A 23,704-nucleotide genomic window follows, 5' to 3' on the forward strand; every position below is an offset into this window, starting at 1 on the left:
TCCACACCACACATAGTCTCAATCTTACAGCTAAAATGAAACATTTCTGGGCATCCAGTGCCAATAAGCACTACCAAAGCAGAAATTAACTTTGGATGTTCACTTATGGCTTAGGCCATGCTACGCTATCGGGATGTTTTTTCTTGGTAACATTGCTCTATAAATTTGAGATAGCGCTGGGCAAAAACTGGTGATGAAAATTGGGCAGCGTGCGATCGCATATACTCAAGATTGAATGAAGTTTGATAAATTTCAAATTTTTCTACTGCCTCCATTAAGGCTGCTGTTGTTTGTGTGCTGAAAAATATGCCCGTTGCTGTATCGGTACAAGCGCGCAGATCGCGCACCGTTTCTAAAGCACCTCCAGCACCGTAAGCAATGACTGGAGTACCACAAGCTTGTGCTTCTACTAAGGCAATGCCAAAATCTTCACAAGCTGCATACACAAATGCCTTAGCTTTAGCCATATATTTTTTTACCACATCATCGGGTTGCCATCCAAGTATTTGGATGTTGGAATTGGCTATTTCGCGAATTTTTGGTATTTCCGATCCTGTCCCAATAATTACCAATGGGAGTTGTAATTGATTAAAACCTTTGACGATTAAGGATACCTGCTTGTAACTGACTAACCGGGAAACTGTGAGATAAAAATCTTCTTTTTGGGTCACCAATGGGAATTTATCAATATTTACCGGTGGATAAATAACCGTTGCTGCTCGCCGATAGCAGCGCCAAATGCGACGAGCTGTATGGTGGGAATTGGCGATAAAGTAATCTACGCGATTGGCACTCAAGACATCCCACTGGCGTAAACTATGTAGTAAATATCGAGTTACCCATCCTAGTAAACCTTTTCCTAAGTTGCTGTAGCGCAGATAATCAAATGTCAAATCCCAAGCGTAGCGCATGGGAGTATGACAGTAACAGATATGCAACTGATCGGGAGTTGTGAGAACTCCTTTCGCCACTGCGTGGGATGAGGAAAGAATAACATCATAATCCCGTAAATCCAGTTGTTCAATTGCCAATGGTAAGAAAGGTAAGTACTTTTGCACACCATTTTGAGCATAAGGCCAGTGTTGAAGAAAAGTTGTGCCAATCTGCCGTTTGTATAAATAACTGTGAGGATTGGTTGACTCAAAATCAATCAGGGCATATAAATCAGCATTAATATGTTTGAGAATTTCCTCGACTACTATTTCTGAACCCCCAGTGGCTTTAGGTGTGAGCCACTCATGAACTAAAGCATATTTTAAAGACACGGCTAACTCTCACTGGTAAAAAACAGACAAAATAGGTAGTGGTTTTTTCTTTATAGGTTCCACAGGGATACGGCCACCTGATAACCTCAAGTTAGGGACTAGGTAATAGCGACTTCAGCCTCTTGACAACAAGTATTTTTTTTCAGGTGGGATTTTATGCGAATTTTAATCATGGGTGGTACTAGGTTCATTGGTGTTTATCTGACTCAACTGTTGGTAGAACAAGGGCATGAGGTGGTACTGTTTAATCGTGGGAATCGTCCTTTACCTTCTTTACCGGGAGTAGGACAAATTATAGGCGATCGCACTGACCCCAACCAACTAAAAGAAAAATTATCATCGGAGGAATTCGATGTCATTTTTGATAATAACGGTCGGGAACTTACGGATACTCAACCTTTAGCAGAAATCTATCAAGGACGGGTACAACAGTTTGTATATATGAGTTCTGCGGGGGTATATCTCAAATCTGACCAATTACCGCACATAGAAGGGGATGCAGTAGATCCGAAAAGTCGCCACCGGGGTAAGCATGAAACAGAAGCTTACCTAACTCAACAAAATTTACCTTTTACTGCGATTCGTCCAACTTATATTTACGGACCGGGTAACTATAATCCTTTAGAAAGCTGGTTTTTTGATAGAATTTTACGCGATCGCCCCCTTCCCATTCCTGGTAATGGCTTGCATATTACCCAGTTAGGTCATGTCAAAGATTTAGCTCAGTCTATGTCACAGGTCATCGGTAATCAACAAGCCATAAAACAAATTTATAATATTTCCGGCGATCGCTTTGTGACCTTTGATGGTTTAGCCCGTGCTTGTGCTGTAGCAGCGGGTAAATCACCTGATGCCATTAAAATAGTACATTATGACCCGAAAAAATTCGATTTTGGCAAGCGCAAAGCTTTTCCCATGCGAGTACAGCATTTCTTTGCATCAGTGAATAAAGCTATGAGAGAATTAACTTGGCAACCTGAATATGATTTAATTTCTGGGTTAGCTGATTCTCTAGAAAAGGATTATCTCAAAACTAGACAAGATCAAGCTGAAATTGATTTCTCCCTAGATGAGGAAATTTTGCGCGCTGTCTAGGGTTTGGCGGGGACTATAGCAATTCTATTTCAAAATTTCTCCAGGGCTTTAGTCGTTTAGGTATCTAAGGGAAGAGGGGAGTTTATAAATGATTTAGGACTGCTATAGTTTAGGTTGTGGTTAAGATAACTTTTAATCACTACGGGACGAATAAAAGATTAATAAATCAACTATTTGAGAAGATATGCAAACTGTATTGGTGACCGGCGGAGCGGGTTTTATTGGTGCTAATTTCGTGTTAGAAGCGAGGAGATCAGGATGGGCTAAAGTCATTAATTTAGATAAATTAACCTACGCAAGTAATTTAGGAACTTTAGCAGCAATACAAGATGATCCGAACTATCTTTTTGTGCGCGGAGATATTAGTAATTGTGAATTAGTTAGTTTTTTATTAGAAAAATATCAGCCAGAAGCAATTATTAATTTTGCGGCTGAAAGTCATGTTGACCGTTCTATTTTAAGTCCTGAGTCTTTTATTCAAACTAATGTAGTTGGTACATTTCAGCTATTAGAAACAAGTCGGATATATTGGCAAAAATTGTCACCAATAAGACAGCACCAGTTTCGCTTTTTGCACATATCTACAGATGAGGTTTACGGCTCACTAAGTCCCCAAGAACAAGCTTTTAAAGAAGATACCCCCTATGCGCCTAATAGTCCTTATGCAGCATCGAAAGCAGCATCTGACCATTTTGTAAGGGCTTATTATCACACCTATGGATTACCAACTTTAACCACAAATTGCTCTAATAATTATGGTCCGCGTCAGTTTCCTGAAAAGCTGATTCCTTTGATTATCCTGAATGGGATGGAAGGTCAACCATTACCTATATATGGGGATGGTCAAAATATTCGAGATTGGCTTTATGTTATCGACCATTGTCAAGCCATTAAACTGGTTCTAGAACAGGGAAAACTTGGACAAACTTATAATGTTGGTGGAATGAACGAACAAACAAACTTACAAGTTGTGGCGAAAATTTGTGCAATTCTAGATGAATTAGCCCCTAAATCTGATTTTTCCCACTCTGATTTAATTAGTTTTGTCAAAGACCGTCCGGGACATGACAGGAGATATGCAATTAATTGTAGTAAAATTGTTGATGAATTAGGTTGGCAACCTCAAGAGAACTTTGATAGTGGTTTATTGAAAACTGTCAAATGGTATCTGAATAACACCGATTGGATTAATCAGGTACGCTCAGGAGAATATCAATCCTGGATAAAACAAAACTATGAAAAGAGGACAGCCTAACTAAGAATCATATCAAATCTAAAACCACCAGACAACCAACCATGTTCTTTTTGATAAAATTTATAGCCTTTCTCATATCACTAATGGGATGCTATCTTACAAACTGTTTTGATTCCTAGATGGAATCAGATAAATGACCCCAGATATTAAAGTCAAAACTACAGAAACCCAAAAAGCAATCAAAGAAGGAGTTTTCCAAGCTGTGGATAAAGGAGCAATTAACAGTGATATAGCAATTATTTGACTGACGGTTTTAAGTTTCCCCCAAATATTCGCCCCTGTGATTGTAGTTTGATTGACCCGCCAACCTGCGATCGCCAATTCCCGTGCTAAAATCACAAACACCCCCCAAGCGGGAATAGTTTCTAATTCCACTAAGACTAACAAGGGCGCAAGTACGAGTAATTTATCCACTAAAGGGTCGAGAAATTTACCTAAATCAGTAATTTGGTTGAGTTTGCGCGCCAAATAGCCATCCAACCAATCAGTTAACGCTGCGACCAAGAATATGGTCAAACAGACCCATCTAGCTTGGGGTGTAGGATTATATAAGCCGTAAAGTAAAAACGGTATTCCCAAAAGTCGAGAAAAGGTAATTAAGTTGGGTAAATTCATATAGCACCAAATTAGGTTTTTAGTGTATTTGCATGGCATGATCTGTATTTTGACATGATCCACAGAACACTATGACTGAAAATAAAGATTTTCGCATTGAACGCGATTCCATGGGCGATCGCCAAATTGCAAGTAGCGCTTATTACGGTATTCAAACACTCCGAGCAGTAGAAAACTTCGATATTAGCAGCATTAGACCCTTATCTACTTATGTAGATGCTTGTTTAATTATCAAAAAAGCTACCGCTATCGTCAACGGAGAATTGGGTTGTATTCCCTCAGATATCAGTCAAGCAATTGTCCAAGCTGCTGATGAAATATTGGACGGGAAGTTACGAGATCAGTTTGTAGTAGATGTTTATCAAGCTGGTGCGGGGACTTCTCACCACATGAATGTCAATGAAGTTTTAGCAAATCGAGCTTTAGAAATTCTTGGGGAAGAAAAGGGCAATTATCAGCGGGTGAGTCCCAATGACCATGTAAACTATGGACAGTCTACCAATGATGTGATTCCTACGGCAATTCGGATTGGGGGACTATTAGCCCTCACCCACACATTACACCCCGCTCTATCAAAAGCGATCGCCGCATTAGAAACCAAAGCTGTAGAATTTCAAGATATCGTCAAATCAGGGAGAACCCACTTACAAGATGCAGTCCCTGTGCGTTTGGGTGATAATTTCGGCGGTTGGGCGCAGATATTATCAGACCACCAGAACCGCATCTATATAGCTTCTGGGGATTTAATGGTCTTGGGTTTGGGTGGTAGTGCTGCTGGTACTGGAATGAATACTCATCCCCAGTATCGCACCCGTGTGGTAGAAGTGATTTCCCAGTTGATGGAATCACCATTGGAACCAGCACCCCATTTAATGGCCGCAATGCAGAGTATGGCACCTTTTGTGAATGTTTCCGGTGCTTTACGCAATTTAGCCCAGGATTTAGTCAAAATCTCCCATGATTTGCGGTTAATGGACTCAGGCCCCAAAACTGGTTTTAAAGAAATTCAATTACCCCCAGTACAACCGGGTTCCTCAATTATGCCGGGTAAATATAACCCAGTTATGGCAGAGATGACATCTATGGTATGTTTTCAGGTAATGGGTTACGATCATGCGATCGCCTTAGCTGCTCAAGCAGGACAATTAGAATTGAATGTGATGATGCCCCTCATCGCCTATAATCTGATTCACAGTATCGAAATTCTCGGTAATACCATCGCGGCTCTCACCCAACGCTGTATTGAGGGAATTATTGCCAACAGGGAACGTTGTTTAACTTATGCTGAAGGTAGTTTAGCATTAGTCACCGCACTAAATAGCCACATTGGTTATTTAAATGCGGCTGCTGTAGCCAAAGAATCTTTAGAAACCGGTAAATCTCTCAGGCAAATTGTTTTAGAAAGAGGGTTAATGAGTGAAGGGGAATTAGCAAAAGTGTTAGATTTGGAACAAATGAGCGCCATTGTGCCTCTAACATAAAATTCAAACACCTTACCTCACTTTTGACTCACTTCCAGGTCTCCCCTCTCCTTACCAAGAAGAGGGGCGTATAATTGTACTTATATCAATCCTATATATTATCCATGCAGACTCAAAAACCATCCGTTAGTTTGATTCGGGCTACTTCCTATGAACAGGAGGCTTTACAAGCATCTTTAGCTACCCTGCTGCAACCTTTGGGGGGGATGTCTGCCTTTGTGAAACCAGGGGATAGAGTGTTACTCAAACCGAATCTTCTCACAGGGGCCCGTCCCCATAAGGAGTGTACAACCCGCCGGGAACTGGTTTATGAAGTTGCCCAGATGGTCATAGACGCTGGTGGTCAGCCCTTTTTAGGGGACAGTCCGGCTTTTGGAAGCGCCAAAGGAGTAGCACAAGTTAATGGCTATCTCCCGCTTTTAGAAGAACTGAATATTCCTATTATTGAGTTTCACGGTAAGCGTTACCAAACTGTCAGTGAAGATTTTAATCATCTGCGGCTATGTAAAGAGGCTATGGAAGCAGATGTAGTCATTAACTTACCCAAAGTCAAATCACATATGCAGTTGACTTTAACTATGGGGGTAAAAAATCTGTTTGGTTGTGTTCCGGGTAAAATGAAAGCTTGGTGGCACATGGAAGCGGGGAAAGATACTCACCGATTTGGTGAAATGTTAGTAGAGACAGCCAGGGCAATTAATCCCAACCTAACCATTTTAGATGGTATCATCGGTCATGAAGGTAATGGACCTAGTGGGGGAGAACCCCGTGATTTGGGTATTTTAGCAGCAGCATCAGATGTATTTGCTTTAGATCGGTCAATGGTGGAAATTCTCAAGGTATCACCGGAACAAGTACCTACGGTTGCAGCTTCTCAAAGATTGGGCGTTTGTCCTGAACTTACCGAAATTGATTTTCCCCATTTACATCCAGATTTACTGACAATAACAGATTGGCAACTACCAGATCAGTTAATGCCAATTGATTTTGCCATGCCTCGGGTGATTAAGTCTACGTTTAAACATTTTTATATTAAGTTCCTCAAGGAGCCGATGAGTATTTATGGTAAAGCTTAGATTCTTAATTCTCGTTGTATGTTTAGGTTAAAACATGAAATTAGCATAGGGTTTTTGGGGTGATGTTCAGAGTAATTAAGATTTATTCAAGTATTTCTCATAATACTTGGGTGATACTATAATTAGGACATGGGGTTAAGGCCGTTGATTGGTAGAGCGTAAAATCCTATCCTCTTGTGGGTAGAGATGTCGGCCGTCGCCAGATATTCTGGTGCCATAAGAACACCTATCAACAGGGACGAGATTGCTCAAACACCATCCCCAAAATCCGCGATTCCTCAGCACTGGGAGTCACATAAACTTATGATCTCTATTGTCGTTAAGATAGAGATAGAGTTTTTTTGTGAATTTACCAGTATGACACAGATTGTTGTGATTGGGTTGCAAACCGCAGCGCCTTTACTGTATAGCGAACTTCTGCAAGTAGCTTATGCCAAAGTTAACTATTAGTTGCATTTATATATTTATATTACTGGCGATACTTAGCCGCATATCATCTCCGGTAAATAAAACTGAATAAAAAATGTTTGCTCATAGTCACAACTGTCAAACTGCATAAGTTGATCAATATGCATAAGTTTCTGACATCTGTCGTCCCACCGTCTCACTAGGTCCAATCTTTTGGACACAGCAATACATCAAGGCTAGAGATAGAGCAATGACGAATAATCCGCAAGAACCTGGTGAATACGATGCTGTACTTGGTGGACAACATACAGCGCCACAGTTCGCAGCAGTTTTAGGTGGTATGGAAGGGGTGATATTACGCTTTAGTAATCCTAATCCCCAGGTGAGAATCCTCGGAATTGCACAAGCTTTCAATTATGGCGAACTGGGTTTAGATTTCTTAATTCAGGCTTTAAATGATGAGTCACCAAAGGTACAATATGCAGCTTATTCGTTGTTGCAGTCTCGCACAGAAGCCAAGGCCAAAGAGGCGTTAAGAATATTTGAGGACGGAATAGAGTTATACTCAGTTGTAGGGGCAGACTATACTCACCTGCGCGACTTACTCGCAAAACAGAAGTGGAAAGCAGCTGATGACGAAACAAAGCGGGTAATGTTAGCTGTTGCGCAAAGGGAAGAGGAAGGCTGGTTAAATATTCAAAGTATTCATGACTTTCCCTGTGCAGACCTTGGTACCATTGACCAGTTGTGGTTAAAGTACAGCGATGGGCTGTTTGGTTTTTCTGTTCAAAAGCAGATTTATGAAAGTTTGGGGGGAACTCAAGAGTGGGACTATGAAGTTTGGAAAGCTTTCGGGGACAGAGTAGGATGGAGGAAGACTAACCATTGCCTGCAATGCACTGAGATTAATTGTGATAGGAGAAATCAAACGGTACAAATGCCTAATTTTTTAGCTCTTTGGTGTTGTGTGGAGTCTTGTTTTGTGGGTGGTCGAGATTTGTTTATTTCTCTGATTTCTAAACTGTCCAATTGTAGCATATTAGGGTGACACAAAAATGTAAACTTTTATTGTGAATTGGCGGTCATGCTTTGTCTGACCGTACTAGCTATACCAAAAATTAGCAATTGCCATCCGCTCAAGGTTTAGCTATGATATAGCGTGCGATCGCCCTATGGCTGCGCCACGCCAGCTATCGCGCAGATCCCAAGGTAATCGCTCAACAAGAGCCGCCATAAACGCTCTAGCAAAGGTCAAAAATCAGAAATTTATTCTCACTTCGCCATATAGGAACTGGGGATAAATAGACGGAGCGTTTATTATCCTGCGGGAGTATGATATTTTTAATACAGCAATAAGTAAACCTAGTGTTGAGGAATGATGAATAATCCACAGGAACCGGAAGGACATTATACTGTGCTTAATATTCCAAGTCAAGCGCCGGAGTTACCAGCCCTTTTAAATGCTATTCCCAGCCTGAGATGTCGCTATTCTTATCCTCACCCACAAGGCTTGAATCATCGAGGCGAAAATCTAGCCAATGGTGTTTGACCATTAGCTAACTTTATAAAGCTTTTTGTCGGGTAGTTATTAGGATAGGAATCGAAATAAATAGCTGAACCATAAAGATAGGTGGTGGTTTAGCGACAGGATAGCCCAACTTATAACTGCTGACATCTCCTAGACAAATTTCATACATTAATAATTCATTTGCCATTTATACTAATGACTAACAATGCTGTGAGCACCGCAAGTCCCCATCAAAAACTAGTCCAGCAATTAGACTTAATGCTTCGCGCCCGCTATCCACTACTTTATATAGTGGGAACCGAAGAAGAACCCATAGAAGAAGTACTACAACAAGTCACGCAACTATCCCAGTCACAGCGTCAGTTATTATTCTGGGACATAGTTACCGGTTGGAATGACAACGGAAACGATAAAGGATCCGTCATGAGTGCATTAGCCAGAATAGCCAAAGCACCAGAAAACACAACTACTATATTTGTATTGCGTGACATACATTTTATCCTCAAAACCCCGGAGATGGAAAGACATGCTCCCGTGATTCGCGCGCTCAAAAATCTGACTCGACAACTCAACCGCACCCGTCAGACCCTCATCCTCACCAGTCATACATTAACTATTCCTCCAGAATTACAAGAAGAAATCACAGTTATTGATTTTCCTTTACCAAAGATTGCAGAGATTGATTACTTGATTCACCAACTAGTGGTTCCTGAGAAACTCAAGTTAAGCGGACTAGGAAAAGAGCAACTCATCAAAGCCTGTGAAGGATTAAGTCGCGCTAGAATTCGGCGAGTTTTAGCAGCAGCTTTAGCCGCCAAAGGACAAGTAAACGAATCAGATATTGACGGAGTTTTAGAAGCCAAGAAACAAGCAGTTCGGCAAACAGGAATATTAGAATTTTACACAGCCCATGAATCATTAAAGAATGTTGGGGGATTGGAAAATCTTAAACAGTGGGTGCGGATGCGTCAAGATGCTTTTACCGAAGAAGCTCGACGGTATGGAATACCTAACCCCAAAGGAATTTTACTTGTAGGAATACAAGGAACTGGTAAATCATTATCAGCCAAAACCATCGCCCATGAATGGCGTTTACCTCTCTTACGCTTAGATGTGGGTAGACTATTTGGGGGAATAGTGGGAGAAAGTGAGAATCGCATTCGCAAAATGATTCAATTAGCAGAAGCGATTTCTCCATGTGTATTATGGATGGATGAAATAGATAAAGCATTTGGTAATATTAATAGTAGTGCTGATGGTGATTCTGGCACCTCTCGCCGGGTATTTGGGACATTAATTACTTGGATGCAAGAAAAAACAAGTCCAGTCTTTATGGTAGCTACCGCCAATAATGTGCAAATTCTCCCAGCTGAGTTATTAAGGAAAGGTCGCTTTGATGAAATATTCTTTTTAAATTTACCTACAGAACAAGAACGTCATGATATTTTCAAAGTCCACCTGCAAAAAATTCGTCCCTCCCAACAGCGAGACTTTGATTTACCCAAACTTGCTGAACATACAGAAAACTTTAGCGGTGCTGAAATTCAGCAAGTGATTATTGATGGAATGCATCGAGCTTTTGGTAATCTGGTAAATGGTAATCGGCGTGATTTTAACACAGATGATATTTTAGCCGCTATATCAGAAACAGTACCTTTAGCAGCCATAGCCAAAGAACAAATCGCTAGTTTAAAACGCTGGGCTGCGGAAGCAGGAGCCAGAACAGCTTCTATAGATACCCAATTAGTTGAGGAGTTAAAAAACTATTCTCAGCAACAAGGCTTAACTCCCCTAGAAGTAGATTAAAAGAAAGGGGAATAGGTGAATATTCTCTTCTGCCACAATATCATATTCATAACATGACTATTCCGCTAGAAGCAATTACATTGAGGAGTTTTATATGTCTCATTTTACGACTATCCAAATCCAAATTAAAGAGGGGGAAATTCTGCATCAAGTCCTACGAGAGTTAGGTTATACCGTAGAAAAAAACACCAATGTACGGGGTTACATGGGTGATAGCACAACAGCCGAATATGTCATCCCCCAAGAAAATGGTTATGATTTAGGCTTTCGTCCACAGGGAGAAAATTATGAATTAGTTGCAGATTTTTGGGGTGCAGAAATTGATGAACAGGAGTTTGTCAATCATATTAGTCAAAAATATGCCCACAAAATCTTGATGAAGACAATTGAAACTGAGGGATTTAATATAGAAACAGAAGAAATATTAGAAGATGGTACGATCAGGGTTGTAGTAGGTAGATGGGTTTAAGGGTTAACATCTCTGTTTTACCTCTGTATATTACATCCCCCTGGTGAAGGAAGGAAATAAAATTTCTACTCGCCCTTTCTCCTATTCATCAAGAGAGGTTTGGGTTGAGGTTTTATCAGCGTTATCAAAAAAATGAAATGCTCCCAGTTTAAAAGTATTATTGGTTATAATGAGCATAAAGGAAGAAGCATCATGGCAGAATATCAAAAAGTTGAATATCACATTGGTAAAGATGGTAAGATTGTCGAAAAGGTTTTAAATGCAACCGGATCTAGTTGTGTAGAAACGACACGAGGTTTAGAAAAATCCTTGGGAGCAATAGAATCTCAGGAACTTTTACCTGAATATTACGAACCAGATGGGTTAATCAATATATGTGAAAATCAATCCTTGCAGCAGTGGTGATAACATCATATCATTCCTGTCGAAATCGCAGCAGCACACAAATATCTTGGAAATAAGATTTATCTTCTCATGCATAATAAAAGTGAGTTAGACAGTATGATTTTATCTTTTAAACCATTTTTATTTCAAAAATATGTCAATAAATAATATGCTAGAACAAATAAATCATCTGACTTTTGGTATAATTATGGTAGTGGCGATTTATCTGGTTTTGTCGTCACTATTTTTAGAAAAATATCAAGCTCTCCCTATTATCAATCAACCTGTAATTTCTCCAGACACAAACAGAAAAATCCAAGATTTAGAAATTCAATGTCAACGACTCAGAGAAGAGTTAAAACAACAAGCTCAACAATTACAAAGTGATTTTCAGTGTGAGACTTTTACCCAACTGCAAACCTTACTCAGCAACTATCCTACAGTCAAGAAAATGGCTCTAGCACAACCTGAATTACCTGCTAAAAACATACTGTCCCTATTCACATCTTTAGAGCAACTTATTTCTAGTTGGGGTTATACCCCCATTGGTGAAACTTGGGAACAGGTAAACTATCATCCCCAATTACATCAAGCTGATAGTGATGAGATCCTAGAAGGAGAATTAGTATATATTCGTTTTATTGGTTATCAAAAAGGTGATAATATTCTCTATCCAGCTAAGGTTAGTCGCACTCTTCCAGGTAGATATAATAAATGTTAAAATCTTTCATATCGTAGGCTGGGGTTACTAACTTAAAACTTCAGCAATCACAGATAAATCTATACTTAAATATCCCGGTATACTACGGCATTTTTAAAACTGCCGTATTAGATAATTATTGTCAAATAATACCACCTTTTCAGGTGCAATTTTACCATTGCTAGAAGCAAAAATGAAAAATTTCATGACCTCATGGTTTTGTTGATTTACGTTGAAACCAAACCTACTTTCAATCTTGAATTATGACAACTGTTGCAATTGATTTTGGTACAAGTAATACTGTGGTCAGTATTTTAGAACCTGATACTCAATTACCTAAAAGTTTACGTTTTCCTAATCTATCCCGTTTATTTATTGGTGCTTCTGCTCACGGTGAAAGATTAGAAATTCCAGTTATTCCCAGCGTACTCTTTATTAAATCACATAACCAGGTGATCTTAGGTGAAGGGGTCCGCAGTCAAAGACTAGGACTTTCTCAAAGTTACCCTCCTGAGCGATTATTTAAAAAATTTAAACGTGATTTAGCTGGAGATTATCAATCACCCCCGATACATATCGAGGGAAGAGATTATGATTCTAGATCAATATGTGAGTTATTTATTCAAAGTATTTGGAGAGAAATTAAAAAACAAAATATTAAACCAAATCATTTAGTTTTTACTGTTCCTGTTGGTGCTTTTGAACGTTATTTAGATTGGTTTCGAGACTTGGGAGCAAAGTTAAATGTTCCTGAGGTTTCAATTATAGATGAATCTACGGCTGCTGGCTTGGGATATGCTATCAAACATCCTGGTGTGTTGATGTTAGTGGTGGACTTTGGCGGAGGAACTCTAGATTTAAGTTTACTCAAAACAGTTCCTCATTCTAGTCCCAATGGTAATTTACGCGCTGAGGTTTTAGCTAAATCTGAAGCTTATGTAGGTGGAGAAGATATTGATATTTGGATAGTAGAAGATTATTTACGTTCTCAGAATTTAAGACGGGAACAATTAGGCCAAATTGCTTATCAAAATTTGTTAGAAATTGCCGAAAAGCTAAAAATTCAATTATCCAAAAATCAATCTGTTAGTGAAACATGGTTTGATGATGAATCTTTTATGTCTTATGAATTGAGAATGAATCGTGAAAAATTAGAGGAAATTTTAGAAAATAGACAATTTTTACAACAGTTGCGGGAAGCTTTAGATGATGTGTTAGGAATTGCTTTCAAAAAAGGTATTCATAAAAATGATATTGATGAAGTCTTATTAGTAGGAGGAAGTTGTTTAATTCCGGCAGTCAGACAACTAATTATATCTTATTTCGGTAAGAATAAGGTAAAACTTAATAAGCCCTTTGATGCTGTGTGTCATGGTGCTTTAACTGTGAGTAAATTTACACAGGTTGATGATTTCTTGCATCATAGTTACGCTATTCGTTTATGGGATGCTTACAGTAGAACATATACTTATCATCGCTTATTTACTCAAGGTACAAAATATCCTTGTGAATCTAAAGCATGGTTAAATTTACAAGTTGCAAATAATGGACAAATGGAGGTGCATTTGGATATTGGTGAATTAGGCGATATGACGCAAACAGAAATCGCTTTTGATGCGTCAGGAAGAATGACAAGCAGTATTGTCCAACACCAAGAAACTTATCGTTCTTTAGATAGTCAGCATCAAAAGGTTTGTGTAGCTAAACTTAACCCCCCCGGAGAAGCAGGTTTTGATAGGATATCTGTGTTATTTTACGTAGATTCTCATCGGACTTTATTAGCTACTGTGAAGGATTTATTGACCGGTGAGATATTGGTTGATAGAGGAGAAGTATATAAGTTGAGGTAATGTCATGATCATTAGTAGTAACTGCTAAATATCCTCTAAAATCCCTATGGCGCAAGCAGATGGCTGCTTATCCATTTCATTTGATTGATCACTAATTGGCTTAACCTATTCTTAACATAAAAGCCAACATTACAGTCAGCGGCGCTACTAAAGTCAGGAATACAACACTTGTGTAGAAAATTGTATCAAAAATACCAGCTAATAAAGCACTAATATGAAAGTTGCCAAACTGTCAAAATTTTTCCCTGCTACATAATTGACCTGAAAAAAATAGTTAGAATAACATCAATACTCTCTTTTAGAGGGTTAACCTACCACAAAAGTGACAAATTTCAATTTGTATGAATGCAACTAGCCAGTCTGCCAGCCCTACCGATACATATTCCCATCGTTTGGCAGACATTGTGGGAACTGCGATCGCTCTAGTGACTCTAACACTACCTGTGTTTGTCATTGCCCACTATTCAACTGATGCTTCAAATAACCAGCAACCCCCAACCTATACACCACCAAGAAGTGGAAATTAAAAAATACTTACAACAAAGGGATCACAGCCAGTTAGCTCGAGAAAGGAGAAAACAGATTGTGAGCTAAGATTTTGAATGTGTAGACAGAGCAGCCTGAGGAAGTTGGCGACGGCGGGAATCCCTCTTTCTGTGAACAGATATCTTGATGTTTTCCTAGAGATCTATATATACTTTGACATCCTTCCTCTGGCCGCAGCGTTTCCTGTATGCGTCGGATGACTCCCGCGCACAAAGTTTTAGCGGTAAGATGAATTGTACCGCAGAGACTTTGGTAGCATACTAATAGGGGCAATTCACCAATTGCCCCATTAAAGCTGGGTAGTTGTGACAATCAAGCAAAATTACTGGGTTAAGTCAGAAGACAGAACATTACAGTACTGTGAAACACACAGGAATTCAAGCTTGTGGCTGCGACGTGAAATACCAGGTGTTACTTGTACCAAAAAGCGGTTTTCTGTATAGGCGCAGCCTTCCCGCAAGGTAGCAAGAATCTCCCCTTCTGAGGTTAGTGGGGGAGTGTCAAATACATCGCATCAGTTGTGGGTACTTGACAAATGTGTACAAGCAGCCAAACTGAATGCTAATTTAATTTACCGTTATCAGAGGAGTTTTTTTTGTGGACTTATCCCGTATTCCTGCTCAACCAAAACCGGGTATACTCAATGTTTTAATTGAAATCCCCGGCGGGAGTAAAAATAAATACGAGTTTGACAAAGATTTACAAGCCTTTGCCCTGGACAGAGTGCTTTATTCTTCCGTACGATATCCTTATGACTACGGTTTTGTACCTAACACCTTAGCTGATGACGGCGATCCTCTCGATGGTATGGTGATTATGGATGAACCTACCTTTCCAGGCTGTGTGATTGCCGCACGACCAATTGGGATGTTAGAAATGATCGACGGCGGCGATCGCGATGAGAAAATTCTTTGTGTTCCTGACAAAGATCCGCGCTACGCTCATGTAAAATCTCTCAAAGACTTAGCACCACACCGATTAGAAGAAATTGCCGAATTTTTCCGCAGTTATAAAAATTTGGAAAGAAAGGTTACAGAAATTCTCGGTTGGCAAGATGTTGACAAAGTGGCACCCTTAGTAGAGAAATTTATTAGGGCTGCTAAAGCATAATACAAAAGCTCACAGTTATCAGTTATCAGTTATGAGTTATGAGTTTTGGTTTTTAACTCCTAACTCTAACTGTCCATTACCTTTGTCAAGACACAAACAGCCTTGGCCAGTTGTGAACGGCAAAAAATGCTCTAAAAATCTGAAAAAAAATGCAGCGTACTCTCCTTTTGGCAAAAATTCATAACTGTACCCTCACGGGGGCAAATATCAACTACGTGGGTAGTATCAGCATCGACCAAGTATTGTTGGACAAAGCTGGAATTTTACCCTATGAGCAAGTGCAAGTAGTGAATAATGCTAATGGTGAGCGTTTTATTACTTATACAATACCAGCCCCAGCTAATTCCGGCGTGATTGAACTCAATGGCGCTGCAGCACGTCTAGGAATTTCAGGCGATCGCGTGATTATTATGGCTTATGGCCAGTTTACCCCAGAAGAGTTACAAAATTACGCTCCTAAGGTAGTCCTGGTGGACGAGAACAACCGACCATTAGAAGTGAGACAGTATGTCTAGTCCTGGGTAAGTACTTATAGAAAACAATTAACGCTCTCCTGTGCATCCATCAGGAGAGCTAGGAGGTTAGTTTTGTGCCATCAGCTTTTCTTTATCCCGGCGGCGTTTTTTAGCGTAAAGCTGAATTGTCACCGCCATCAAGATGATCAAGCCAAAAACCACCCAAACTGTAATATCTGTTGGTAGATTATTTTTAAACACAGCCAATAAGACAATCACCAGTAACATCACGGTCGGTGCTTCATTTAAAGCCCGCAACTGCTGACCACTCCAGCGACACTCATCGGCGGCCAACTGTTTCATCAGACGACTACAGTAATAATGATAACCAATTAGAAGACAAACAAATAGTAGCTTAATGTGCAACCAACCCTGTTTTAAAACTTCGGGTTCAGTGCTTAATAAACCTATAGCCATTGCGACGGTTACCAACATTCCCGGAGTGGTAATGATATTGTAGAGCCGTTTTTCCATAATCTCATACTGAGTTTTCAGTATGGTTTTTGCTGGTTCTGGTTCTTGGTTGGCTTCTACATGGTAGATAAATAGACGTACTAGATAGAATAATCCCGCAAACCAAACTACAATGCCAATCAAATGAAATGCTTTAAACCACGAGTAAGCCATGAACTCAAATCTCCATCAATTTTATTGTTAATAAAAATTGGATAAATGCAGTCTTAAATAATATTATCAAAAGCGAGAAAATCATTGTTCACTAGCCTTGACCATACTTAAACTTAGACAAAAAAATGATTTTTGATTGAATTACACAGGAGTTACTAAATAAACACTGAGCCACATATCAAACGCCTAAAATATGTTTTTAGAGATATTTTGACTGACTCTTGTAATTTATTCTCTATAGTTATTCCGATAACTTACCCAATCACTGAAACAGATAAGTTGAGATTTTGAATTGTTCAAGTATTTTCCTGGCTCTATAATATCGATTTTTCCCAGATTTAGCTATTTTCTGACTAGGTATTTATCCGCCGGACAAAGGGTAAAAGGTCTTCTAAAATCTCTTTGTGGTAGTGTTCTTGAGGGTAATGTCCGACATTATTAATTTTTATTAATTCGGCATGAGGCACAGAATGAGCAAATTTTTCTGCTACATCTATGGATAGCCAAGGGTCGATCATTCCCCACTGAATCAGAATGGGTTGTTCCCATTGCTGAAAGCCAGATTCTATTTCCGACATTGATTTGTCTAGTTGTAAGTTGCGAATAGTGGCCAGCAGACTTCGCCCCGCAGTGGAAGCTTTTAAAAATGGTTTGCGATAAATATCTAAATCTTCATCTTCGATGCGGTAACGACTACCGCCTTCTAGTGTGCGATCAACCAACAGAGGGTCTTGGGTCAGCATTTCACCAGCCAATGGTAAACCCAGTTGTTTGATTTTCCAAGGTAATTTGGCAGTGGTGGAAATTGGTGTGTTTAAAATAGCTATGTTAGCAATTTGTTCTGGATGGCGCAAGGCATATTGTAACCCTACAGAGCCTAAAAATCCCTGAACAACTAAAGAAAAACGTTCCAATTGTAAGGCTTTGATGAATCCTTCTAAGGCGGTGATAAATTTATCGGGTGTGTAGGCAAAATCCCATTTTTCTGGCTGGGCGGAAAAGCCATAACCAATCCAATCAGGGGCGATCGCTCTGGTTCCTTGACTGGCTAAAGCCGGCATAATGTTCCGCCAACTGTAACTCTGTGATACTAAACCGTGTAGTAACACCACAGGCAGTAAATCTGTTTTGCCAATGGGTTCAGATTCCCGATAAAACCATTGTAGAGAATCTACGGTAATTTTATGTTCTTTTAAAGACACGTTATGTTCCTAAGAAAATCTAAAAACTATTTTTTATTTTCAATATAAATAATCATCTCACGAATTGCGTCAGCTGTGGCCGGTGCTAGTAAAACCCCATTGCGGTAGTGTCCAGTGGCTAAGAGGACGTTACTAAAGCCTAGTAGTTTGTCAATCACTGGCGCGGGACGATTTTCAGGACGGGGACGTAAACCCGACCAGGTGCGAATAATTTCGGCTGTGGCTAAATCTGGGCAAAAGGCGATCGCTTGCTGCCAAACTTGATCTAACAATTCTTGATTAGGTGGGATTTGATCATCATGACTAGGAAACTCTACCGTCGCACCCACCCAATAATTACCATTCCCCACAGGGACAATATGTACATCATTCCCAGTCACAACCGGCTGAAACTCAGGATTATTGCCTAATGGTCGTTCTAGACGTACTTGTAACGCTTGTCCTAGTACCGGACGAATATTAACCATCTGGTTTAGTTGTGCTGTGAGTGATGTAGAACCTAGTCCCGCTGCTACGACTATGCAATCAGCATTAATTTTACCCTCTGTAGTGGCAAGTGCAGGAAAGTTATTACCTTCTTGTTCAATGCCCAAAACATCCACACCAAATTTAAACCTTACCCCATTGTATTGGGAAGCCTCAACCAAAGCTAAGGTCAAAGCCCTGGGATTTAGTTGACGGTCTTGGGGAGAATACACTGCTGCGGTAACTTGAGGGTGATTCACTTGAGGACAAAAAGTTTTGAGTTTGGCTGTGTCCCAAATTTCTAACTTCCAGCCTTGAGAGTGGCGAATTTCCGCCAGTTTTTCCCACTCTGGTAAATTTTCTTCTGCCCCTAAAAGCTTGATCATCCCTTGGCGGTTAAAAGGAATTTTACGACCTGTTAGAGCTTCTAATTCGGGAATTAAGGTTTCGTAGCGTTGGATGCTTGTTTGTCGCCTTTGCCAAGCTTGACCTTTGATTTTATGGCTAATCACACCCATTAAAACCCCTAGTGCCGCACCTGTGGAAGCTTGGGCGGGTGGTTGACGGTCAATGACTGTAATGTTAAGACTCTTAATTAGGCTGAGTTCATAGGCGATCGCCGCTCCCACAATACCACAACCGATAATCACTATATCCATGTTTTTAGAGGAATTTATGCTGGTATTTCTAGCAGCCTTTGCCCTATCGCACTACACCCCCATACTTAGAAACTAGGGGCACTGTGCGTGTTTTTTGGTAGAGAGAAAAACAACAAACTGCTTACCCTCTACCCATTGTATTCTAGCTAGTGCCTAATGTACTTATGATTTCCCACTGGTATCAGGAAGCAGTTGCAGGAATTGGTCAATATCTCCCAAAGCCGCTTGGTAGTTATTCAAAGCCGGCTGTGTATTACCCTGTCCAGCAGCTTCATCAATTTTAACTAAGTGGTTCAGCAAATCTCGGTTTTTTTCCCGTGCTGTGGGTTGGGACGAAGGCAGGAGATTGGGAATAATATAAGTCATGCTCAACCTAGCTTCTGTCATCGGACCATGTATAAAATTACCTACATTAATCCAATCCTTTTTTTCAATCAGGGTTTTTAGTTCTGCTGCGCGATCGCGCACAGCCTGAATTTTGGGAACATATTCCTGAATTCTCTCTAGTTGAGTTGCTGAGTAAGTTGGAGGTGCAACTGTGCCACTAGGACCACCACAGCTAATAAGTAATGTGGCTAATAATACTAAAATCAGCGAAAAAATCGAGCGTTGACGCGCCATAAACTGAATTGAATTTGTTTTGTATGTGCCGACTAACAGTGTAATTTTAGATCGTTGGGGTGATTTATCGTTCTACTTCACAAGGTATTTTCCTGAAAAATCTAGTTATGGGGGTTGGTATTTTGGCTTTATTCCATAATTACTGAGTACTTTCAGGAAAATTAAGTATAATTACTCAAGATAACCCTGAGCAGTCTCCCAAGACTTAATCAGCAGTTGTTAATCTCCAGAATTGTCAAGAAAGGGAAATTTTAAATTTGCTAAGTATCAAAGGTACTGATAAGCTCCAAACACTAATATAATCAGCCTTCTGGCGGTTTTTCTGTCCTAACATTCCCCATAGTTCCGTAAAATATAGGAGTGTTTTTTCGTGAACGCATCTGAACAAGCAACAAACCTTGAACTCGCCAGCAAGATTGCTACCGTAGTGAATTTGTTTAAATTGGAGTTTCCTGATGCTAAATCAGATCTCAAACCCTGGAAGAATGACCCAGATACCAGGGAGTTGGTAGATCCAGATTCTATAGACATCGGTTTTCACTTTCCGGGAATCAGCAAATCTTGGCGCAGTCGCAGTATCTTAATTCAAATCCGCTTTTACCAAGATCCCATAAGTGACTCACGGCGTGCCATTGGTTTAGAAGTTGCAGGTTTTGACCACCGTGGTGAGGCGTGGCGACTGTCTACAGTAGAAAACTGGAGTTTTGTCGGTATGTGTGAACCTGCTCCAGAAGTCGGTGACAAACTCAAGCAGATTTGTCGGCACATTTTAGAGGTGTTTAATAAACCTAGTGATTAAGACTCATTAATCAGGGGTCTTGGTGTTTTACACTTACCATCGACACAATAGGCTGATTGATAGGTACTCTCACGCTTGCCAAAAAGAGTATAACGGTGGTCGCGGATTTGTTCATAAAAGCGATCGCCCACCCACTTCATCCCAGGTAAACCCCGGTAAGCATCTACAAATACTCTTCCCATAGGTAATAACCTCCCAATCTCTTCAGCTGCGTCACTACCTTGCCAACGTCTTTGCGATGTATCGCCATCAATTAAAATTAAAATCATCCCCAGTTGACAATCTTGGGGGGTAATTCCCCACCGTGCTAGTGTTTGTTCATCTTGCATGGGAACGTAGCGAAACAGCCTTCCATGGTCTAGCGTTTCTAGTAATTGCACTAGGGTAACACAGAGATTACAGTTTCCATCGTAGATAACGTAGTAATTCATAAAATTGACTTCTTTGGATGGAGGTAGATAGGTAGTGAGGAAAATAAGTACAAAGACTGATGCAAAAGTGTTACTTTTTGATTGGAAATAAAACCAACATCTCCCCATTCCTCAATTAGGTACACTAGAATTTAATTCTAAATCATCTAGGAATACCAAAGAGAATGTCTAAAAAGCGTAATTCACCATTACCCAGTAATCTCTTTCCCTCCCAAACTCCCTATCAGTCAGAGAACTGGGAGGAGAGAGTCGCCCAGGTAGGGTATCGCTTTAACCGACAGTATCAAAAGCAAGACTTGGAATTACCAGCAGAAATACAGGAAATGCCCATATATCAAGAATGGGTAGCGGGGATTTTGTCAGGGAGAATTGTTTCTCCTTTTTGGGAAATTGCTCAACCGAAAAAAAACCAGCAATGTTTAGATATTGGCTGTGGTGTCAGCTTCTTAATCTATCCTTGGCGGGATTGGTCAGCATATTTTTATGGTCAAGAAATCAGCACTGTGGCACGGGATACCCTCAATTCCCGTGGTCCCCAATTGAATTCTAAGCTGTTCAAAGGTGTAGAGTTGGGGCCAGCCCATCAATTAAACTACTCGCCCAACCAATTTGATTTGGCGATCGCTACAGGTTTTAGCTGCTATTTTCCCCTAAAATATTGGAATGCTGTGTTACTAGCAGTCAAGGGGGTGTTAAAACCAGAGGGACATTTTGTATTTGACATCCTTAACCCAGAACACCCTTTAGCAGAAGATTGGGCAGTTTTGGAAACATATTTGGGGGCTGAAGTATTTCTAGAACCGATAGCCGAGTGGGAAAAAATGATCAAAGCTACTGGTGCAAAAATAGTGAAGCAGCAATCAGGAGAATTATTTGATTTATATAAAGTCAAGTTTTGATACTTTTCTAACTTTCAGAACTCCATACTGTATAACCTTAGGCTGAGGACTTAAGTATTGATCTTGAGAAGAATGAGGTCAGGTAGTAATCCACTGTGGATTATGCAGATGAACTCAATACAGGAGTTTTTTTTTATGGCTGATGCAATCCAAAACGTTGACCTAGATAGCACCATCTCCGCATTGCAAACAGACCTGACATCTATCCCTACAGACCAAGCCATGGCTATCATCAATACTTGGCAGCAAGAACTCTCAGGAACTGACCTAGGTGAAGACTTGGGGGAACTGAAAGAGGCGCTCCTCAGTGGCGATGCTGGATCCATTGCGGATATTCTGGTTGATTTAGGCGAAGATACTCAAACCGCAGCAGCTAACGCTACCGGTGACATAGCGGATAAAGTGCAGCGACTCGGAGAAATGCTTTGTCAAGCTGGTAATTCTTTGGAATAGTTGTAAATCTTTTCCATTCCACCTAGGATAGCAGACATAATGGGTATGAGCAACTGTGTCTCTACCCACAGTATAGAAGCAAACAGCCAAATAAGTTGTGTCCCTGAGTACATTGTGAACTGGCAAGTCTTAACTGATAATTGTTAAGAACCCTCACCCCGTCTTTGATTTCCTGTCAAAGTCTCCCCTGGGGTGGGGTTCTTTTTCAGGTTCATACAACAGTAAATATATGGGCTACAACTGCAAAACCCTGGCGGAACTTTATCAAAATACACTCCTCAATGACGTACTGCCATTTTGGGAAACATATTCCCTGGACTGGGAGCATGGCGGCTATTTCACCTGTTTAGACCGCAGTGGTCAGGTTTATGACACAGATAAATTTATCTGGTTACAAAATCGTCAAGTGTGGACTTTCTCCATGCTATGCAACCAGCTAGAAAAACGGGAAACCTGGTTAGCAATTGCCAAAAATGGGGCTGATTTTCTGGCTCAACATGGCAGAGATGCTGAAGGTAATTGGTACTTTGCCCTTACCCGTGCAGGTCAGCCACTGATAGAACCCTATAATATATTTTCTGATTGCTTTGCCGCCATGGCATTTAGTCAATACGCCTTAGCTTCTGGCGCAGACTGGGCTAAAGATGTGGCGCTGCAAGCCTATAACAATGTTTTGCGCCGTCAGGATAATCCTAAAGGCAAATATAACAAGACCCATCCGGGTACTCGCCCCATGAAGTCCTTGGCTGTACCCATGATTTTAGCTAATCTCACTTTAGAAATGGCATGGCTGCTACCCAGTGAAACCCTTGAGAATGTCCTAGCTACCACTGTTAAAGAAGTGATGACGGATTTTCTTGACCAGGAACGGGGACTGATGTATGAGAATGTCACCCCTAACGGTTCTCACATTGATTGCTTTGAGGGGCGGTTAATTAATCCTGGTCATGGGATTGAGGCTATGTGGTTTATTATGGATATCGCTAGCCGGAAAAATGATACTGATACTATTAATCAAGCTGTTGATGTGGTGCTAAATATCCTCAATTTTGCCTGGGATAATGAACACGGCGGATTATATTACTTTATGGATGCAGAGGGTCATCCCCCCCAGCAATTGGAATGGGATCAAAAACTATGGTGGGTGCATTTAGAATCTTTAGTTGCATTAGCCATGGGCTATCGCTTGACGGGGCGTGAGTCTTGTTGGCAATGGTACCAGAAAATGCATGATTATACTTGGTCACACTTTGCTGATCCTGAAGGTGGGGAGTGGTTCGGTTATCTCAATCGTCGTGGGGAAGTGTTGTTAAATCTCAAGGGCGGTAAGTGGAAGGGGTGTTTCCATGTACCCCGTGCATTGTATCTTTGTTGGCAACAGTTTGCAGCGCTCAGTTAACTGGGATTTTTCCCAGTATAGCCTCTGTGCAAGGTCTGTGGGGAGT

General features: G+C 40.5%; 25 protein-coding genes. 18 read left to right on the top strand and 7 right to left on the bottom strand.

The features are described from left to right. Positions 1-125: 125 nt before the first annotated feature. Positions 126-1,265: a glycosyltransferase gene (locus NWP21_RS15995; RefSeq protein WP_280793416.1), complete on the bottom strand. Its 1,140-nt coding sequence runs from the start codon at positions 1,263-1,265 to the stop codon at positions 126-128. A gap of 156 nt (positions 1,266-1,421) precedes the next feature. Here NWP21_RS15995 and NWP21_RS16000 point away from each other — a divergent pair, with 156 nt between their 5' ends. Together NWP21_RS16000 and rfbB are read left to right on the top strand one after the other, a co-directional pair. Continuing rightward, complete coding sequence (locus NWP21_RS16000; RefSeq protein WP_280793417.1) at positions 1,422-2,360, top strand: NAD-dependent epimerase/dehydratase family protein; 939 nt, start codon at positions 1,422-1,424, stop codon at positions 2,358-2,360. A 184-nt stretch (positions 2,361-2,544) separates the two neighbouring features. Further along, positions 2,545-3,615: a dTDP-glucose 4,6-dehydratase gene (rfbB, locus tag NWP21_RS16005; RefSeq protein ID WP_280793418.1), complete on the top strand. Its 1,071-nt coding sequence runs from the start codon at positions 2,545-2,547 to the stop codon at positions 3,613-3,615. Positions 3,616-3,711: 96 nt separating this feature from the next. On the opposite strand, the gene pgsA is transcribed toward rfbB, so the two are convergent. After that, complete coding sequence (pgsA, locus tag NWP21_RS16010; RefSeq protein WP_280793419.1) at positions 3,712-4,230, bottom strand: CDP-diacylglycerol--glycerol-3-phosphate 3-phosphatidyltransferase; 519 nt, start codon at positions 4,228-4,230, stop codon at positions 3,712-3,714. Positions 4,231-4,301: 71 nt separating this feature from the next. On the opposite strand from pgsA, the gene NWP21_RS16015 reads away from it, so the two are divergent. From NWP21_RS16015 to panD, 12 genes are all read left to right on the top strand, one after another. Then, entirely contained in the window at positions 4,302-5,711 is a 1,410-nt protein-coding gene (locus NWP21_RS16015; RefSeq protein WP_280793420.1) for an aspartate ammonia-lyase, read from the top strand. 104 nt (positions 5,712-5,815) lie between these two features. Then, entirely contained in the window at positions 5,816-6,787 is a 972-nt protein-coding gene (locus NWP21_RS16020) for a DUF362 domain-containing protein (protein WP_280793421.1), read from the top strand. 658 nt (positions 6,788-7,445) lie between these two features. Continuing rightward, positions 7,446-8,243 (top strand): GUN4 domain-containing protein, encoded by a 798-nt coding sequence (locus NWP21_RS16025; RefSeq protein ID WP_280793422.1) that lies wholly within the window; start codon positions 7,446-7,448, stop codon positions 8,241-8,243. Between the two features lie 327 nt (positions 8,244-8,570). Next, positions 8,571-8,744 carry a hypothetical protein gene (locus NWP21_RS16030; RefSeq protein ID WP_280793423.1) on the top strand — a complete coding sequence of 58 codons (174 nt, stop codon included), beginning with the start codon at positions 8,571-8,573 and terminating at the stop codon, positions 8,742-8,744. 174 nt (positions 8,745-8,918) lie between these two features. After that, on the top strand, positions 8,919-10,529 hold the full coding sequence (locus NWP21_RS16035) for an AAA family ATPase (RefSeq protein ID WP_280793424.1): 1,611 nt from the start codon (positions 8,919-8,921) through the stop codon (positions 10,527-10,529). A 94-nt stretch (positions 10,530-10,623) separates the two neighbouring features. Next, positions 10,624-10,998, top strand: a complete 375-nt coding sequence (locus tag NWP21_RS16040) for a DUF1257 domain-containing protein (protein WP_271733333.1) — start codon at positions 10,624-10,626, stop codon at positions 10,996-10,998. Positions 10,999-11,190: 192 nt separating this feature from the next. Continuing rightward, positions 11,191-11,403, top strand: coding sequence for a DUF2997 domain-containing protein (locus NWP21_RS16045; RefSeq protein ID WP_280793425.1), 213 nt, complete (start codon positions 11,191-11,193; stop codon positions 11,401-11,403). A 133-nt stretch (positions 11,404-11,536) separates the two neighbouring features. Next, a complete protein-coding gene (locus NWP21_RS16050; RefSeq protein ID WP_280793426.1) occupies positions 11,537-12,103 on the top strand; it encodes a molecular chaperone GrpE in 567 nt (188 codons plus the stop codon). Positions 12,104-12,384: 281 nt separating this feature from the next. After that, the gene (locus NWP21_RS16055) at positions 12,385-13,932 is read left to right on the top strand and encodes an Hsp70 family protein (RefSeq protein WP_280793427.1); all 1,548 of its coding nucleotides are present in this window, start codon (positions 12,385-12,387) and stop codon (positions 13,930-13,932) included. A 341-nt stretch (positions 13,933-14,273) separates the two neighbouring features. Beyond that, entirely contained in the window at positions 14,274-14,459 is a 186-nt protein-coding gene (locus tag NWP21_RS16060) for a hypothetical protein (protein WP_271764440.1), read from the top strand. Between the two features lie 616 nt (positions 14,460-15,075). Next, the gene (locus NWP21_RS16065) at positions 15,076-15,588 is read left to right on the top strand and encodes an inorganic diphosphatase (RefSeq protein WP_280793428.1); all 513 of its coding nucleotides are present in this window, start codon (positions 15,076-15,078) and stop codon (positions 15,586-15,588) included. 149 nt (positions 15,589-15,737) lie between these two features. Next, a complete protein-coding gene (gene panD / locus NWP21_RS16070; RefSeq protein ID WP_271764439.1) occupies positions 15,738-16,103 on the top strand; it encodes an aspartate 1-decarboxylase in 366 nt (121 codons plus the stop codon). Between the two features lie 66 nt (positions 16,104-16,169). On the opposite strand, the gene hemJ is transcribed toward panD, so the two are convergent. The 4 genes from hemJ to psbQ all read right to left on the bottom strand — a co-directional run bounded on the left by hemJ (position 16,170) and on the right by psbQ (position 19,677). Next, complete coding sequence (gene hemJ / locus NWP21_RS16075) at positions 16,170-16,730, bottom strand: protoporphyrinogen oxidase HemJ (RefSeq protein WP_280793429.1); 561 nt, start codon at positions 16,728-16,730, stop codon at positions 16,170-16,172. Positions 16,731-17,083: 353 nt separating this feature from the next. Next, the gene (locus NWP21_RS16080; protein ID WP_280793430.1) at positions 17,084-17,932 is read right to left on the bottom strand and encodes an alpha/beta fold hydrolase; all 849 of its coding nucleotides are present in this window, start codon (positions 17,930-17,932) and stop codon (positions 17,084-17,086) included. A 26-nt stretch (positions 17,933-17,958) separates the two neighbouring features. Continuing rightward, the gene (locus NWP21_RS16085) at positions 17,959-19,056 is read right to left on the bottom strand and encodes an FAD-dependent oxidoreductase (RefSeq protein ID WP_280793431.1); all 1,098 of its coding nucleotides are present in this window, start codon (positions 19,054-19,056) and stop codon (positions 17,959-17,961) included. Between the two features lie 162 nt (positions 19,057-19,218). Next, a complete protein-coding gene (gene psbQ / locus NWP21_RS16090) occupies positions 19,219-19,677 on the bottom strand; it encodes a photosystem II protein PsbQ (protein ID WP_271764434.1) in 459 nt (152 codons plus the stop codon). Positions 19,678-20,047: 370 nt separating this feature from the next. On the opposite strand from psbQ, the gene NWP21_RS16095 reads away from it, so the two are divergent. Further along, positions 20,048-20,476 (top strand): hypothetical protein, encoded by a 429-nt coding sequence (locus NWP21_RS16095; RefSeq protein ID WP_271733347.1) that lies wholly within the window; start codon positions 20,048-20,050, stop codon positions 20,474-20,476. On the opposite strand, the gene NWP21_RS16100 is transcribed toward NWP21_RS16095, so the two are convergent. After that, on the bottom strand, positions 20,473-20,907 hold the full coding sequence (locus tag NWP21_RS16100) for a DCC1-like thiol-disulfide oxidoreductase family protein (protein WP_280793432.1): 435 nt from the start codon (positions 20,905-20,907) through the stop codon (positions 20,473-20,475). The two genes, NWP21_RS16095 and NWP21_RS16100, sit on opposite strands and share 4 nt — an antisense overlap. A 164-nt stretch (positions 20,908-21,071) precedes the next feature. Between NWP21_RS16100 and NWP21_RS16105 the strand changes: the two genes are divergently transcribed. From NWP21_RS16105 to NWP21_RS16115, 3 genes are all read left to right on the top strand, one after another. Then, positions 21,072-21,806, top strand: a complete 735-nt coding sequence (locus NWP21_RS16105; protein WP_280793433.1) for a class I SAM-dependent methyltransferase — start codon at positions 21,072-21,074, stop codon at positions 21,804-21,806. 135 nt (positions 21,807-21,941) lie between these two features. Further along, a complete protein-coding gene (locus NWP21_RS16110; RefSeq protein WP_280793434.1) occupies positions 21,942-22,259 on the top strand; it encodes a hypothetical protein in 318 nt (105 codons plus the stop codon). A 229-nt stretch (positions 22,260-22,488) separates the two neighbouring features. Then, on the top strand, positions 22,489-23,658 hold the full coding sequence (locus NWP21_RS16115) for an AGE family epimerase/isomerase (RefSeq protein ID WP_280793435.1): 1,170 nt from the start codon (positions 22,489-22,491) through the stop codon (positions 23,656-23,658). The last annotated feature ends 46 nt before the right edge of the window (positions 23,659-23,704 follow it).

The organism is Anabaenopsis sp. FSS-46, assembly GCF_029891665.1.
GTDB classification, from domain to species: domain Bacteria; phylum Cyanobacteriota; class Cyanobacteriia; order Cyanobacteriales; family Nostocaceae; genus Anabaenopsis; species Anabaenopsis arnoldii.